Origin of the sequence: Winslowiella iniecta (genome assembly GCF_001267535.1) — a bacterium.
GTDB classification, from domain to species: domain Bacteria; phylum Pseudomonadota; class Gammaproteobacteria; order Enterobacterales; family Enterobacteriaceae; genus Erwinia; species Erwinia iniecta.
In genome coordinates this window covers 1-15,768 of record NZ_JRXE01000045.1, presented here as the reverse complement: position 1 = coordinate 15,768, position 15,768 = coordinate 1, and the positions used below count along the sequence as shown (strand labels likewise).

10 protein-coding genes and 1 pseudogene are annotated in these 15,768 nt (G+C 54.6%); 7 read left to right on the top strand and 4 right to left on the bottom strand.

The features are described from left to right. Both NG42_RS23725 and ydiJ read right to left on the bottom strand, forming a co-directional pair. Positions 1-117: pseudogene (locus NG42_RS23725) on the bottom strand (thioesterase); the annotation flags it as partial. Continuing rightward, positions 117-3,170 carry a D-2-hydroxyglutarate dehydrogenase YdiJ gene (gene ydiJ / locus NG42_RS21185; RefSeq protein WP_052902940.1) on the bottom strand — a complete coding sequence of 1,018 codons (3,054 nt, stop codon included), beginning with the start codon at positions 3,168-3,170 and terminating at the stop codon, positions 117-119. The pseudogene NG42_RS23725 and the gene ydiJ, both read right to left, overlap by 1 nt. Positions 3,171-3,471: 301 nt before the next feature. On the opposite strand from ydiJ, the gene ydiK reads away from it, so the two are divergent. Next, positions 3,472-4,605 carry an AI-2E family transporter YdiK gene (ydiK, locus tag NG42_RS21180; protein ID WP_052902936.1) on the top strand — a complete coding sequence of 378 codons (1,134 nt, stop codon included), beginning with the start codon at positions 3,472-3,474 and terminating at the stop codon, positions 4,603-4,605. A gap of 469 nt (positions 4,606-5,074) precedes the next feature. Here ydiK and NG42_RS21175 read toward each other — a convergent pair whose 3' ends face one another. Together NG42_RS21175 and ppsA are read right to left on the bottom strand one after the other, a co-directional pair. Further along, complete coding sequence (locus NG42_RS21175) at positions 5,075-6,235, bottom strand: RHS repeat-associated core domain-containing protein (protein ID WP_052902934.1); 1,161 nt, start codon at positions 6,233-6,235, stop codon at positions 5,075-5,077. Positions 6,236-6,446: 211 nt separating this feature from the next. Beyond that, positions 6,447-8,822 carry a phosphoenolpyruvate synthase gene (gene ppsA / locus NG42_RS21170; protein ID WP_052902933.1) on the bottom strand — a complete coding sequence of 792 codons (2,376 nt, stop codon included), beginning with the start codon at positions 8,820-8,822 and terminating at the stop codon, positions 6,447-6,449. Positions 8,823-9,306: 484 nt separating this feature from the next. Between ppsA and ppsR the strand changes: the two genes are divergently transcribed. The 6 genes from ppsR to NG42_RS21140 all read left to right on the top strand — a co-directional run bounded on the left by ppsR (position 9,307) and on the right by NG42_RS21140 (position 15,711). Then, entirely contained in the window at positions 9,307-10,140 is an 834-nt protein-coding gene (gene ppsR, locus NG42_RS21165; protein ID WP_052902932.1) for a posphoenolpyruvate synthetase regulatory kinase/phosphorylase PpsR, read from the top strand. A gap of 169 nt (positions 10,141-10,309) precedes the next feature. Beyond that, entirely contained in the window at positions 10,310-11,356 is a 1,047-nt protein-coding gene (locus NG42_RS21160; protein WP_052902931.1) for a 3-deoxy-7-phosphoheptulonate synthase, read from the top strand. A gap of 159 nt (positions 11,357-11,515) precedes the next feature. Next, positions 11,516-11,683, top strand: coding sequence for a hemin uptake protein HemP (gene hemP, locus NG42_RS21155; RefSeq protein WP_052902929.1), 168 nt, complete (start codon positions 11,516-11,518; stop codon positions 11,681-11,683). A 109-nt stretch (positions 11,684-11,792) separates the two neighbouring features. Then, the gene (locus NG42_RS21150) at positions 11,793-13,811 is read left to right on the top strand and encodes a TonB-dependent hemoglobin/transferrin/lactoferrin family receptor (RefSeq protein WP_052902927.1); all 2,019 of its coding nucleotides are present in this window, start codon (positions 11,793-11,795) and stop codon (positions 13,809-13,811) included. Between the two features lie 53 nt (positions 13,812-13,864). Further along, positions 13,865-14,896, top strand: a complete 1,032-nt coding sequence (locus NG42_RS21145) for a hemin-degrading factor (RefSeq protein ID WP_052902925.1) — start codon at positions 13,865-13,867, stop codon at positions 14,894-14,896. Continuing rightward, positions 14,893-15,711 carry a heme/hemin ABC transporter substrate-binding protein gene (locus NG42_RS21140; protein WP_052902924.1) on the top strand — a complete coding sequence of 273 codons (819 nt, stop codon included), beginning with the start codon at positions 14,893-14,895 and terminating at the stop codon, positions 15,709-15,711. Before NG42_RS21145 ends, NG42_RS21140 begins: the two co-directional genes overlap by 4 nt. Positions 15,712-15,768 lie beyond the last annotated feature (57 nt).

Below are 15,768 nucleotides of genomic sequence, written 5' to 3'. Positions count from 1 at the left end.
CGCTTCAAGGCTGTCATCATTGATTGCTGTAAAACGTATCCCGAGATGCCCGACCATACAGCCTGCACTGCGCTGGTTCAGCTGTTCCAGGGTTGCTTCACGTTGCCAAATCGCCATTAAATCATCTCCAGCAGCGCCTGCAGTGGATGGCGCATTCCGTTACCTTCAATACGCTTCACCTGGCTGCGGCAAGAGTAGCCGGTCGCCAGACAGCGCTGACGCGGTAACTGCTGCAACGCCTGATGCCAGGACAGCTCATAAATCCCGAGCGAATTATCGAGATTCTTGGTTTCATGGCCGTAGGTGCCCGCCATACCACAGCAGCCAACATTGATATTTTCCAGCTTCGCACCAAAACGGGCAAAAATTCCCTGCCACTGCATCGGCGTGGCAGGCAACGCGGTGACTTCGGTACAGTGACCAAACAGATACCAGGCTTCGCCACTGGTCACCGAGGTTTCGCGGCGATCAACGGCGTTTTGTAGCCACTCATGCACCAGCTGCACATGGAATTCTCCACGCTGCTCACCCAGCACCTGATGGTATTCGTCGCGATAACAGAGCACTAACGCCGGATCGACGCCGACCAGCGGCATACCGAGCGCGGCCACGCGATTAAGGAAATCAGCGGTTTTTTGCGCGGTGCGGGCAAAGCGTTGCAGAAAACCTTTAATATGCTGCGCTTTGCCGTTTGGGGAAAATGGCAGCAGCACCGGCTGATAGCCGAGTTTTTCAATCAGGCGCACAAAATCGGCCACCAGCTGGGCTTCGTAATAGCTGGTGAACGGATCCTGCACCACCAGCACCGTTTTCTCGCGCTGTTCAGCACTCAGCAGCTCAAGACTTTCCAGCGTGGTGTTGCCGGCGCGGTGTCCGGCCAGCTGCTGCTTTAGCGTTGGTGAAGAGAGCAGCGGCAGATCGACCATCCCGATATGCTTTTTACTGAGTTCCCGCAGCCACGGCTGTTTGAGGAAGAAGTTAAAGGTTTTCGGCGCACGCGCCATCAACGGTGCATAACTCTCCACGCTGGCGACCAGATGATCGCTTACCGGACGCAGATAGCGGGTGTGATACAGTTGCAGGAAACGGGAGCGGAAGCCCGGCACATCGATTTTAATCGGGCATTGGGTGGAACAGGCTTTACAGGCCAGGCAGCCGGACATCGCCTCTTTCACTTCATGCGAGAAGTCATATTCACCCTTCTTCGCATGCCAGCTGTTGCGCGTGCGCTCAATCAGCCCACGCAGGCTGACGCCAGTGGTTGGCAGCTGTTTTTCCAGCAGTAATGGGTCAACGCCGCGCTCTGCCAGCAGGCGCAACCATTCCCGCGTCAGGGTGGCACGGCCTTTCGGCGAATGAATACGGTTACGGGTAATTTTCATCGACGGACACATCGGACTGCGCGCATCGAAGTTAAAGCACAGGCCGTTGCCGTTACACTCCATGGCACCGCGCCAGTCGCTGCGCACATTCACCGGAATTTGCCGATCGTAAGTGCCGCGCTTGACCGCATCCACTTTCATCATCGGATCGTCCACGCCATAGGGGGCACAGATTTTGCCGGGATTGAGCCGGTTAGCCGGATCAAACGCCGCTTTGATGCGACGCAGCTCGTTATACAACGTTTCACCAAAGAACGCCGGGCTGTATTCTGCGCGGAAGCCCTTACCGTGTTCGCCCCACAGCAGGCCGCCGTAACGCGCGGTCAATGCCACCACCTCGTCGGAGATCTGCTTCATCAGCATCTCCTGCTGCGGATCGCACATATCCAGCGCCGGACGCACGTGCAGTACGCCAGCATCGACATGGCCAAACATGCCATAACTCAGATTGTGACTGTCCAGCAGCGCGCGGAACTCGACAATATAGTCGGCCAGATGCTGCGGCGGCACCGCCGTATCTTCAACAAACGGGATCGGCTTGGCGCGCCCTTTGGCATTGCCCAACAGACCAACGGCTTTTTTTCGCATCGCGTAAATACGCTCAATGCCGTCGAGGTCTTCGCACAGCTGCCAGCCAATCACGCCACTTTGACGCGCGGCCATCAGGCCATCCAGTCGCTGACACAAAGACGCCACCTGACTGTCAATCAGCGCCTGGTCATCTCCGGCGAACTCAACAATATTCAGCCCGAGCATCTGCTGGTCCGGCACATCGGTAATCAGCTCCTGCACCGAATGCCAGACAATATCTTCCCGCGCCAGATTGAGCACTTTCGAGTCGACGGTTTCTACCGACAGCGCTTGCGCTTCCACCATCAACGGTGCATTACGCAGCGCGGAGTCAAACGCATCGTATTTAATATTGACCAGCCGCCGCACTTTCGGCAGTGGCGTAATATCCAGACGCGCTTCGCTGATAAACGCCAGCGTCCCCTCAGCGCCGCACAGAATGCGGGTCAGGTCAAAGCGTTGCAAATCGTCACTCAGCACATGACGCAGATCGTAACCGGTCAGAAAACGGTTCAGTTTCGGGAATTTTTCGATAATCAGGTTACGTTGCTGGCGGCAGCGTTCCAGCACCGTACGGTAAATTTTGCCTTCCGGCGTTGACTCCTCCGCCAGCGCTTCTGCCAGCGCGACCGGCATCTCGCGGGTATCAAGGATTTCGCCGCCCAGCAGCACCGCACGCAGGCCAAGCACGTGATCAGAGGTTTTACCGTAAACCAGTGAGCCCTGACCGGAAGCATCGGTGTTAATCATGCCGCCCAATGTGGCACGGTTGCTGGTCGACAGCTCGGGTGAAAAGAAATAGCCGTAAGGTTTCAGATACGCATTAAGCTGATCTTTCACCACCCCGGCTTCAACCCTGACCCAGCCCTGCTCAGGATTGATTTCCAGAATCCGGTTCATATGGCGCGACATATCGACCACAATGCCCTGATTCAGTGACTGACCATTGGTGCCGGTGCCACCGCCGCGCGGCGTAAACACCAGGCTGGTAAAACGCGGCTCAGCGGCAACGCGCGCAATCAGCGCCACATCAGCGGTCGAACGGGGGAATAGAACGGCATCCGGTAACAGTTGATAAATACTGTTATCCGTAGACATCGTTAATCGGTCGGCGTAGCTGGTAGCGCTATCGCCGGTGAAGCCTTGCTGCTGTAAAGCTTCCAAAAACGTCAGCACCAGCTGAACGAGGCCAGGTGCCTGAGAAATTTGTGGGATCATTATCGGGTGACCAGCATGTTGTGTTAATCGTTTGCGCTTGCTTTTTATCAGTAAGTTATCCGTTTTATCATATTTTTTTATCACCTGCCGTTTTTTCAAGAAACGTAAAATCACTTTTTTCACCAGCACTGTCGCAAAGCGAATAAATGCATCATGATTAGCAAGGTGGCGGCTGTTGCCACCGATAAGGAAGCGATATCCGGCATACTTCAGTCGCAGCACCGGGCGCAGCCAGCCCCTCTGCAACATGAAGCCTGACGGGTATGATCATCAAGGAATTATTTGAGGTACTGATTTTCGTATGAGAAATCCAGAACGCGGGATCGATTTTCCGCAGATAGTGTTTACGTTGATGCTCATTACCCTGCTGATCGTCGCGTGTTTTTGGGTAGTGCAGCCGTTTATCCTCGGCTTTGCCTGGGCCAGTATGGTGGTAATCGCCACCTGGCCGTTAATGCTTAAACTGCAAAGTTTGTTATGGGGGCGGCGCTCGCTGGCGGTGGTCGCCATGACGTTGATTCTGATCTTACTGTTTGTTATTCCGGTCGCGCTGTTGGTTAACAGCCTGATTGATAACAGTGCACCGGTGATTCAATGGGCGACCTCGGGCCATATTCAGATCCCCCGTCTGGAATGGCTGAATGAGATTCCGATGATTGGTGAGAAGCTTTATTCGAGCTATCACAAACTGGTTGCCGGCGGCGGCGGCGCGCTGATGACCAAAGTGCAGCCCTATATTGGTCGCACTACCGGCTTCTTTGTCGCTCAGGCGGGTCATTTTGGCCGTTTAATGATGCATCTTGGTCTGATGCTGCTGTTCAGCGTGCTGCTCTACTGGCGTGGTGAACAGGTGGGCAACGGTATCCGTCATTTTGCTTTCCGCCTCGCCTCGCGTCGTGGCGATGCCGCGGTACTGCTGGCCGGTCAGGCGATTCGTGCGGTGGCGCTCGGCGTGGTGGTCACCGCGCTGGTGCAAGGCGTGCTCGGCGGTATCGGCCTGGCGATTTCCGGTATTCCTTACGCCACCCTGTTAACCGTATTGATGATTTTGTTCTGTCTGGTCCAGCTCGGGCCGTTACCAGTGCTGGTTCCGGCGATTATCTGGCTTTACTGGAGCGGCGACACCACCTGGGGCACCGTGTTGCTGGTGTGGAGCTGCGTGGTGGGCACACTGGATAACGTGCTGCGACCGGTGCTGATCAGGATGGGAGCCGACCTGCCGATGATCCTGATCCTTTCCGGCGTGATCGGCGGACTGTTCGCCTTTGGCATGATTGGCCTGTTTATTGGTCCGGTGGTGCTGGCAGTCTCTTATCGCCTGGTTTCCGTCTGGATGCATGAAGCACCCGCGCCGGATGAAGATCCGGAAGAGGTGGTGGAAGAGCTGGCGGAAATTGAGGCAGATCACGAGGCGCAGCAAAAATCCGCCGAGTAGTTATTTTTGCTCTTGTTGATAAACAAGCGGCCAGCCAATCCTGGCCGCTTAACGTGATTATCGTTGACTCTCATTTGTTCAGGATTTTTTACCAGTAAACGCTGGCTTTTATCCGTTTTTGTTTAATCTTCGCACTATTGATTACTTTTCCCACAATTTTCACCCTTAGCGCCCGTTCTGCGCATCACAAAAGATTATCAACTTTAAACTAATAAGAGGATTCTTAAAGACGCCTGGCGCGATGCTGCATAGTATGAAGCCCATGTTCAGAATCAACCCCATGATTTCTAAACAACCTTTTCCCTGAGTAAGTAACGAATTGCTGTGTGTAGTCTTTGCCCATCCAGGTGATGGGCCTTTTTTTTGTCTGCCGTTTAAGCGCGCGTCAACACCCTGACCTTAGTGAAAACAGCCCGCTCAACATCACTCCTGACCAGAGCCCCTGTTTTCAACTTTATCCGCTTTGATGTCAGACGGTGTATCCCCCCAGTTCAGCATTCAGTTGCATTGAACCCTCTTCGTGGCTGAAATAGGTCACGGGTTGATAGTTATCAAACAAGCCATTTCCGATCCTGAAATAAGCTCGTGCTTCTTCATCAAGCCGTGGAAAAACCCGCAGCATATTCCGGTACATGTTCGCTCGGTTTTGTACTAACCCACTGATAAATTGCAAATCTTCTGCTGTTACCTGGCCATGTTGGGTTGCGCGCTGTACGTGCCAGATATCTCTGATATCGTCTGGCAGCTCACCATAGCAGGTCACGTTGCCGCGAAAACCGGTGGTAATTAACCCGGTTGACTCGCGAAATTGATCGGCCAGGCTCACCAGGCCGTCAGCAGAATGACAAACTACCATTCTGGCGCACCCGTACTGGCTGATATCGACATGGTGCATCACCCGTTGGGCCAGACCGTATCCGTCAATTGCCTGACCATTGCGTAATAAAATTGTTGCACTGAAATCTCCCGCCGCATACCGGCTATGCGCCAGCACATTCAGCCGGCGCAGACCATAGTGCATATCGGCAAACAGCGTAACGGGTCGATTTGCGTTATCCCCGGATTCAGCCATCACTTGAACACCGTGGATAGAATCCCAGCCCCAGACGGTCTTTTTCAGCGGCGTGGCCAGGCGAGTGATTCCCCCCGCCAGAGCACTGCCAAAAGAGAGTAATCCGCTGGCAAACGAGACCCAGCCCAACACGGCTGACGCCTGAGGATGGTGCTTCTCCAGCACCATGCTGGCAAGACCGGTCACATCGGCCACTAACGCAGCACTGCCAACCATCAGTGACTCCAGCGAAGTACTCAATAGTGCCGCACTGATGCCGCCTGCCGCCACCAGCGAGCTACCACCAGTAAACACTGCGCCCAGCACGCCGAGAATACCTAATCCAATGCCCAGCGGCACCCGCCAGCTAAAATGCCCACTGGGATCGGAACGGTTAATAGGATCGCCATTACAATAGACATACGGATTAACGCCACCTGCGCCAAACGGGCTAAAGCTGTCCGGCGCATGAAAGCGGCGTAGCGGCGGATTATAGGCGCGGTAGCCATTACCCAGATGATACTCGTCACCGATCGGGTCCCGGCGCTCACCGTTAAATGCCAGAATACAACTGTTCATTTTGACTCCTTGTCTGCTGTCAGTTTCAGTTCATAAATAAACATTCCTTCAGTTAAAATAACTAACAAGCAACCCGCCGGGCGTAAAGTTAATCCCCACCACATCGCACCGACGTGTTGAAGTTTATTTTTTTGCTGAGTCTGATCGGCGGGCAAAAAAAAACAGCAGCGATATGCCGCTGCTGTTGAAGTTAACTTTGTCCGGGAAGGAATTATTTAAGTTGCGCCAGGCTCAACCAGGTCTGCACCACGGTATCCGGATTGAGGGACAGGCTGTCGATCCCCTCTTCCATCAGCCATGCGGCAAAATCTTCGTGGTCGGATGGCCCCTGGCCGCAGATACCGACATATTTCCCCTGCTTCTTCGCCGCGCGAATCGCCATCGACAGCAGCGCTTTCACCGCCTCGTCGCGCTCATCAAACAGCGCAGAGACCACGCCAGAGTCACGATCCAGACCTAATGCCAGCTGTGTCATATCGTTGGAGCCAATCGAGAAACCATCGAAATATTCGAGGAACTGCTCGGCCAGTAAGGCATTCGAGGGAATCTCACACATCATAATCAGCTTCAGCCCGTTCTCGCCGCGCTTCAGCCCCTGACGTGCCAGCTCTTCCACTACCGCCTTCGCCTGTGCAACGGTACGCACGAATGGCACCATAATCTCAACGTTGGTCAGCCCCATTTCATTACGCACCCGTTTAACCGCTTCACACTCAAGGGCAAAACAGTCGCGGAAGCTGTCAGAGACATAGCGCCCGGCACCACGGAAGCCGAGCATCGGGTTTTCCTCTTCCGGCTCATAACGCTCACCACCGACCAGGTTAGCGTATTCATTCGATTTAAAGTCAGAGAGGCGCACAATCACCCGCTTCGGTGCAAAAGCCGCTCCCAGCGTGGCGATGCCTTCGGTCAGGCGACCAATATAGAACTCCACCGGATCGTCAAAACCTTTCATCATTTCGCGAATCTGCTGTTGCAGCGGCGGAGTCTGTTGATCGAACTCCAGCAGCGCCTTCGGATGCACGCCGATCATGCGGTTGATGATAAATTCCAGACGGGCAAGGCCAACACCTTCATTCGGCAGACAGGCAAAATCAAAGGCGCGATCCGGGTTGCCGACGTTCATCATAATCTTCAGCGGCAGCTCCGGCATTTTATCCACCTGCGAACTGGTCACGTCAAAATCAAGCAGATCGTCGTAAACATAGCCGGTATCTCCTTCAGCACAGGAGACGGTGACGTTATGCCCCTCCTGCAACCGCTCAGTGGCATCGCCGCAGCCCACCACCGCCGGAATGCCCAGCTCACGGGCGATAATCGCCGCGTGACAGGTGCGCCCACCGCGGTTGGTGACAATCGCTGAGGCTTTTTTCATGATCGGTTCCCAGTCCGGGTCGGTCATATCGGTGACCAGCACATCACCTTTCTCAATGCGGTTCATTTCGCTGATATCGTGGATTACTTTCACCGCACCCGCGCCAATGCGGTGGCCGATAGCGCGACCTTCCACCACCACCTTGCCTTTGCCCTGCAGGGTATAGCGCTCCATCACCTGACCGTTTGAACGCACGGTTTCAGGGCGCGCCTGCACAATAAACAGCTTTCCGGTGTGGCCATCTTTTGCCCACTCAATATCCATCGGGCGCTGATAGTGTTGCTCGATCTGTACCGCCTGCTGCGCCAGCGCCTGCACTTCGTCATCGCTCAGACAGAAACGGTCACGCTGCTGCTGTGGTACCTCTTCGATACGCACTTGCTCACCGTGCTGTTTCGAGTCGGCATACACCATACGAATTTTCTTCGAGCCCATATTGCGCCGCACAATTGACGGACGACCCGCCGCCAGCGTCGGTTTGTGCACGTAGAATTCATCAGGGTTAACTGCGCCCTGCACCACCATCTCGCCCAGGCCCAGTGCGGCGGTGATAAACACCACCTGATCAAAGCCGGATTCGGTATCAATGGTAAACATCACGCCGGAGGAAGCGAGGTCGGAACGCACCATACGCTGCACGCCGGCAGAGAGCGCAACGCCACGGTGATCGTAGCCCTGATGCACGCGATAAGAGATGGCGCGATCGTTAAACAGTGAGGCATAAACATGTTTTACCGCCACCATTACCGCATCGATCCCCTGCACATTGAGGAAAGTTTCCTGCTGGCCGGCAAACGAAGCGTCGGGCATATCCTCGGCGGTGGCGGAAGAGCGCACGGCAAACGAGGCGTCAGCATCATCCGCAGAGAGCTGCTGATAAGCGGCAAGAATCGCCTGCTCCAGTTCCGGCTGGAATGGCGTATCCACGATCCACTGACGAATCTGTTTACCGGCTTTGGCCAGTGCATCAATATCATCAATATCGGTTTTATCCAGCAGCTGATAAATACGCTGGTTAACGCCGCTTTGGTCCAGAAATTGGTTGAAAGCATCGGAGGTAGTGGCAAAGCCGTTTGGCACTGACACACCCAGTGAGGACAAATTGGTAATCATTTCACCCAGAGAGGCATTTTTGCCTCCCACCCGATCAACATCATTCATGCCGAGCTGGTTGTACCAAAGTACGAGCGGCACTTCGCCTATATTGGACATTGAAGCAATCCTTTTCAGTTAATGAGGGGCGCAAGTCATATTCTGCGGTGCAGATATCACGGTTTCAGCCTGGCACATTGATAAAGCAAAGCGAAAGTGGTGAATCGTTCAAGCAAAGTAAAAAAGTATTTTTAAGAATACTCCGCGCCAATAACTTTTTGTTGCGCAACAGGTAAAAACGAGAATAAATACATTAAAATCAAAACCATAACAAAACAACAACCGGTCAGACCCTTATTTCATTTGCGCAACAAGATCGGGCTGAAATAACACTTTTCTGCCGGTGAAATCGCTATAATGTTTAATTAAAAAAAAGAAACATCATTTCATTTATTATGATTTCATTTTACAGCTGAAGCATTGGAAATAAAAAATTCAGTTTAATTTATTATGAATTATTCATTTCATCAGCTTGCGCGAACAGGCTTCACCGATACAATCAGATGCATTACATGGTTAAAGAGATCACTTAGCAGGAGATAAAATGGACGTTGCGGACGAAAGAAGTGTTTTTTACATCTCAGATGGCACGGCGATTACGGCCGAAGTGCTCGGTCATGCGGTGATGTCGCAATTCCCGGTGGCGATGAATAGCGTCACATTGCCGTTTGTCGAGAACGTGCAGCGCGCCCAGGCGGTAAAAGGCCAGATCAATGCCATCTATCAAAAAAGCGGTATTCGTCCGCTGGTATTTTTCTCGATTGTCACCCCGGACGTGCGCGAAATCATTATGCAAAGCGAAGGCTTTTGTCAGGATATTGTTCAGTCGCTGGTCGCGCCGTTACAGCAAGAGCTGGGAATGGCGCCTGCGCCGGTTGCTCACCGCACCCATGGCCTGACCGCCAGCAATCTGGGCAAATATGACGCGCGTATCGCCGCCATTGACTACGCGCTGGCGCACGATGACGGCATTTCACTGCGCGGACTGGAAGATGCACAAGTGATCCTGTTAGGCGTTTCACGCTGCGGTAAAACCCCTACCAGCCTCTATCTGGCAATGCAGTTTGGCGTGCGTGCGGCTAACTATCCGTTTATTGCCGATGATATGGACAACCTCAAACTGCCACCGGCGTTAAAAGCCCATCAGCAAAAGCTGTTCGGGCTTACCATTGAGCCGGAACGTCTTTCAGCGATTCGCCAGGAACGGGCGGAAAATACCCGCTACGCGTCAATGCGCCAGTGCCGGGTAGAAGTGGGCGAAGTCGAAGCGCTGTTCCGCACTCACCAGATCCGCTATCTCAACAGTACCAACTACTCGGTGGAGGAAATTGCCACCAAAATCCTCGATATTATGGGGCTGAATCGCCATATGTATTAAGAGTCCGCCAACGCATTTCCGACGCCGACGCCGCCTGACGGCGGCATTTTGTGGCAGACGCCGCGTTTTAACGCTTCAGCCAGTTGAATTCATCGCTAATTGGGCTATTGTGATCGCCATCACTTCCCGGCACTTCTGCCGTTGAGAAGAAAAAAATTCAGAGATTCAGATGAATAAAACAGATGAACTGCGAACCGCGCGCATCGAGAGCCTGATTACGCCTGAGGAACTGGCATCAAAGCACCCGATTACTGCCGCCATTGCAGAAAACGTGACGGCGTCACGTAAACGGATAGCCCGGATCCTGACCGGTGAAGATAAACGTCTGCTGGTGGTGATCGGCCCCTGCTCCCTGCATGACCCGAAAGCCGCGGTTGAGTACGCCACCCGACTCAATATCTTGCGCTCTAAGCATCAGCACCGGCTGGAAATTGTGATGCGCACCTATTTTGAAAAGCCGCGTACCGTCGTCGGCTGGAAAGGACTGATTTCCGATCCCGATCTGGATGGCAGTTTCCGCGTCAATCACGGTCTTGAAATCGCCCGCAAGCTGCTGCTGGATATCAATGCGCTGGGAATGCCAACCGCCACCGAGTTTCTCGATATGGTCATTGGTCAGTTTATTTCCGATCTGATTAGCTGGGGTGCCATTGGCGCGCGCACTACGGAAAGCCAGATTCACCGCGAAATGGCGTCAGCACTCTCCTGCCCGGTAGGTTTTAAAAATGGTACCGATGGCAACACACAAATCGCCGTCGACGCCATCCGCGCGGCGCGCGCCAGCCATATGTTTCTGTCATCGGATAAACACGGGCAGATGACCATTTACCAGACCAGCGGCAATCCGTCCGGCCATATTATTATGCGCGGCGGCAAACAACCTAACTACCATGCAGAAGATATTGCCGCCGCCGCCGCCAGCCTGCGCGAATTTCATCTGCCGGAGCAACTGGTGGTCGACTTCAGCCATGCCAACTGCCTGAAACAGCATCGTCGCCAGCGTGATGTTGCCGAATCGGTGGCGCAGCAGATCCGCGACGGCTCGCAAGCGATTGCCGGGGTGATGATTGAGAGCTTCCTGCAGGAGGGCACGCAAAAAGTGATTGCCGGACAACCGCTGGTTTATGGCCAGTCGATTACCGACCCCTGCCTCGGCTGGGACGACAGCGAAGCAGTGCTGGCACTGCTGGCCGACGCCATCGACAGCCGCTTCTGACCCCTCTCCCGCTGGCTGTTTTTCGGCCAGCCCTTTAGCATATTGTTGTAAATTTTCCAGCATTGCCTCGCTTTGACAATTTTATTCTTGCCTCTGTGAAACATTTATTGATAATGATTATCATTGTGAAAACAATTTACATTACTAACAGGTAGCTTTATGGACAAATCTCCTTCCACCTGCGCCGTGCCTGATATCCAGCAGAGCCTGCGGCAGGTCGACAGCAAACTGCTGTTAGGCAGCGAAGGTCGCGTTGTCATCCTGCATCAGGGTCAACAATACATTCTGCGTCAGACCCAGGCCGGTAAACTTATCCTGACGAAATAACCGAAAAATTTCATAAGCGCCAGCCACCCAGGCTTTGAGCCAAGGCAGCCAGCTCCTGACACATCCCCGGCCTCAGGCCGGGGACACGATAATATGGAGAGTTGCATTGATGCCTCACTTACCTTCAGCCGGTTTACGCCTGTCGCGTTTAACGCTGGCTATTACCTGTGCTTTACCCCTTTTCGCACAGGCTGCCGACACCACCACCACCCGTGAGAACCCGACCGCCGCGAAAACCGAACAAATGACGGTGGTCGCCACCGGTAACCCGCGCAATAGCTTCGAAGCACCAATGATGGTGACGGTGATTGAAGGCGAGTCGCCAAAATCGAAAACCGCCTCCTCTGCCGCCGATATGCTGCGTAATGTGCCGGGCATCACCATCAGCGGCACCGGTCGCACCAACGGCCAGGATCTGAGCATGCGTGGTTACGATCGCCGCGGCGTGTTAACGCTGGTAGACGGTATTCGTCAGGGTACCGATACCGGCCACCTGAACAGTGTGTTTCTGGATCCGGCGTTAATCAAACGCATTGAAGTGGTGCGTGGCCCGTCAGCGCTGCTGTATGGCAGTGGCGCACTGGGCGGCGTGATCTCTTATGAAACCGTGGATGCCGCCGATCTGCTGGAAGAGGGCCAGAACAGCGGCTATCGCGTGTTCAGCAGCGCGGCAACCGGCGACCACAGTTTTGGTTTAGGTGCCAGTGCCTTTGGTCGCAGCGACGATCTCGACGGGGTGCTGTCGTGGAGCAGCCGCGACCGGGGTGATATCCGCCAAAGCAGCGGTGCTGATGCACCTAACGATGAAAATATCAGTAATCTGCTGGCAAAAGGCAGCTGGAAACTGGATCCGGCGCAGACCTTAAGCGGCAGCCTGCGTTATTACAATAATAACGCTCAGGAGCCGGTTAACCCGCAGGTGGTTCAGCCCGGCACCGGTAACCTGATGACTGACCGCTCCACCATTCAGCGCGATGTGCAGCTGGGCTATCACCTCGATCCGGCTGATATGGCGTGGCTGAATGCTAACCTGACCACCTACTGGTCTGAAACCCGGATTAATGCCGGTACTCGTGAAACCGGCAATCAGTATCGCGAGCAGACCACCAAAGGGCTCAAACTGGATAACCGCAGCCGACTGTTTGCCGACAGTTTTGCCTCACATCTGTTCACTTACGGCGGCGAATACTACCGTCAGGAACAGCATCCGGGCGGCGCAACTACCAGTTTCCCGCAGGCGAAAATCGACTTCTCCTCCGGCTGGTTACAGGACGAGATCACGCTGCGCGATATCCCGGCCTCACTGGTGCTCGGCACCCGCTACGATAATTACAGTGGTAGCAGTGAGGGTTATGCCGATGTCGATGCCGATAAATGGTCATCACGCGCCGCGCTCTCCGTCACGCCGACCGACTGGCTGATGCTGTTCGGATCTTACGCGCAGGCGTTCCGCGCACCGACCATGGGCGAAATGTATAACGACGATGTGCACTTCTCGTTCCCGGGCTATGTCAACCGCTGGGTGCCGAACCCGAACCTGCGCCCGGAGACCAACGCCACGCGCGAAGCCGGGTTTGGACTGCGCTTTGACGATGTGCTGATGGCCAACGACGGCCTCGAATTTAAAGCCAGCTATTTCGATACCGCAGCAAAAGACTATATTTCGACCACCGTTGATTTTGCCGCCGCGACCACTCAGTCTTATAACGTGCCACAGGCGAAAATCTGGGGCTGGGATATGTCGCTGAAGTACAACACCGACCTGTTCAGCTGGGATCTGGCGTATAACCGCACCCGGGGTAAAGACAGTGATACCGGCGAGTGGATCTCCAGCCTGAATCCGGACACTGTCACCAGCATGCTGGATGTACCCATTGCCCAGAGCGCCTTCTCGGTCGGTTGGGTTGGCACCTTCGTTGAGCGATCCACCCATATCAGCTCGACCTATGCCAATCAGCCTGGTTACGCGGTGAATGATTTCTATCTGCGCTATAAAGGCCAGGATCGTCTGAAAGGCGTGACCACCACGCTGGTGCTGGCGAACGCCTTTGATAAAGAGTACTACTCCACGCAAGGTCTTCCGCAAGACGGGATCAATGGCAAAGTCTTTGTCAGTTATCAGTGGTAATCATTGCGCCCTGTGATAAGCCGCAGGGCGAATTTGAAACAAGGAAGCAATCAATGAACGCAATTTATCAGCAGTACCAGGCTCTGAAAGCGGCAAACCCGAAAAAGTATGCCCGCGATCTGGCCGCCGATATGGCAATCAGTGAAGCAGAACTGACCCATTCCCGTGTGGGACACGATGCACAGCAGTTGCGCAATGAGATGCGTGAGATGCTGCAGGCGCTGGAAGCCGTGGGAGAAACCAAATCCATTACCCGCAATGAATATGCGGTGCATGAGCAGGTTGGCCATTACCGCAATCTGCACCTCAGCGACCATGCCGGACTGGTACTGAATCCACGCGCACTCGATCAGCGGCTGTTCGTTAATCAGTGGCAAAGCGCCTTTGCCCTGAAAGAGCAAAATGCCCGTGGCGAACGTCAGAGTCTGCAATTCTTTGATGCGCACGGCGATGCAGTACTGAAAGTCTATACCACAGATAACACCGATCTCGCCGCATGGCAGGCGCTGACAGAGCGTTTTGCCCGGCCGGAAGTCAGCGACCTGAGCGTGACGCCAGCAGTTGCTGCCGCAACCCACGACGTCAGTGATGCCGCACTGATTGAACAAGAGTGGCGCGCAATGACCGATGTGCACCAGTTCTTCCGCCTGCTGAAACGTCACAATATCAGCCGCCAGCAAGCTTTCCGCGCGGTGGCCAGCGATCTCGCCTGCCAGGTCAGCAACCAGGCGCTGCGCCAGATCCTTGAGGTGGCGAAAACCGACGGCAATGAAATTATGATTTTCGTCGGTAACCGTGGCTGCGTGCAGATCTTCACCGGCAAAATTGAACGTCTGATGCCGATGGATAACTGGATCAATATTTTCAACCGCGAATTTACCCTGCATCTGATTGAAGACGCGATTGCTGAAAGCTGGGTCACCCGCAAACCGACCGCTGACGGTTTTGTGACCAGCCTGGAGCTGTTTGCAGCCGACGGCACGCAAATCGCCCAGCTGTATGGTCAGCGTAGCGAGGGCCAGCCTGAGCAGACGCAGTGGCGTGAACAGCTGGCGACGTTAACCCGCGAAGGAGTTCCCGCATGAAACGCTGGCTAATCGCCCTGCTCGCGCTGCCGCTGTCGGCACTGGCGACAGAGCGCGTGGTGTCGATTGGCGGCGACGTCACGCAGATTGTCTATGCACTCGACGCCCAGCAAAATCTGGTGGGCCGTGACAGTACCAGCCTGCATCCGGCTGTTGCCACAAAATTGCCGGATGTCGGCTATATGCGCCAGCTGAGTGCCGAAGGCATTCTGGCGTTAAAACCGACGCTGGTGCTGGTCAGTGAGCTGGCAAAACCGTCAATGGCACTGGAACAGGTGCAGCAAGCCGGAGTGAAAGTGGTGACCGTCAGCGGTAAAGCTGATATTCAGGCGATCGACGACAAAATCACCACTATTGCTCAGGCCTTAAAGCGCGAAGAGGCGGGCAAAAGCCTGCAACAGAGCCTCGATAAACAGCTGGCATCGCTGAACAAGCAGCCGCTGCCGGTGAAAGTGCTGTTTATTATGGCGCACAACGGCGTCACGACCATGAGTGCCGGAAGTGGCACGGCGGCCGATGCGGCGATTCATACCGCAGGCTTGCAAAACGCCATGAGCAACGTGCAGCGTTATCAGCCATTATCACAGGAGGGGGTGATTGCCAGCGCACCGCAACTGGTGGTCGTGGGTGAAGACGGGCTGCGCACGCTGGGCGGTAAAGACAATCTGTGGCAGTTGCCGGGACTGGCGATGACGCCTGCCGGTCAACACCATCAGTTGCTGGTGGTCGATGATATGGCGCTGCTTGGCTTCGGCATTGACACGCCGGGTGCGATCGTTAAGTTGCGCAAAGCGGCGGAAGCGATAGCAAAATGATTGCGCGTTTACCCCTGCGCTGGCTGTTTGCCATGCTGATTACCCTGACGGTGCTGG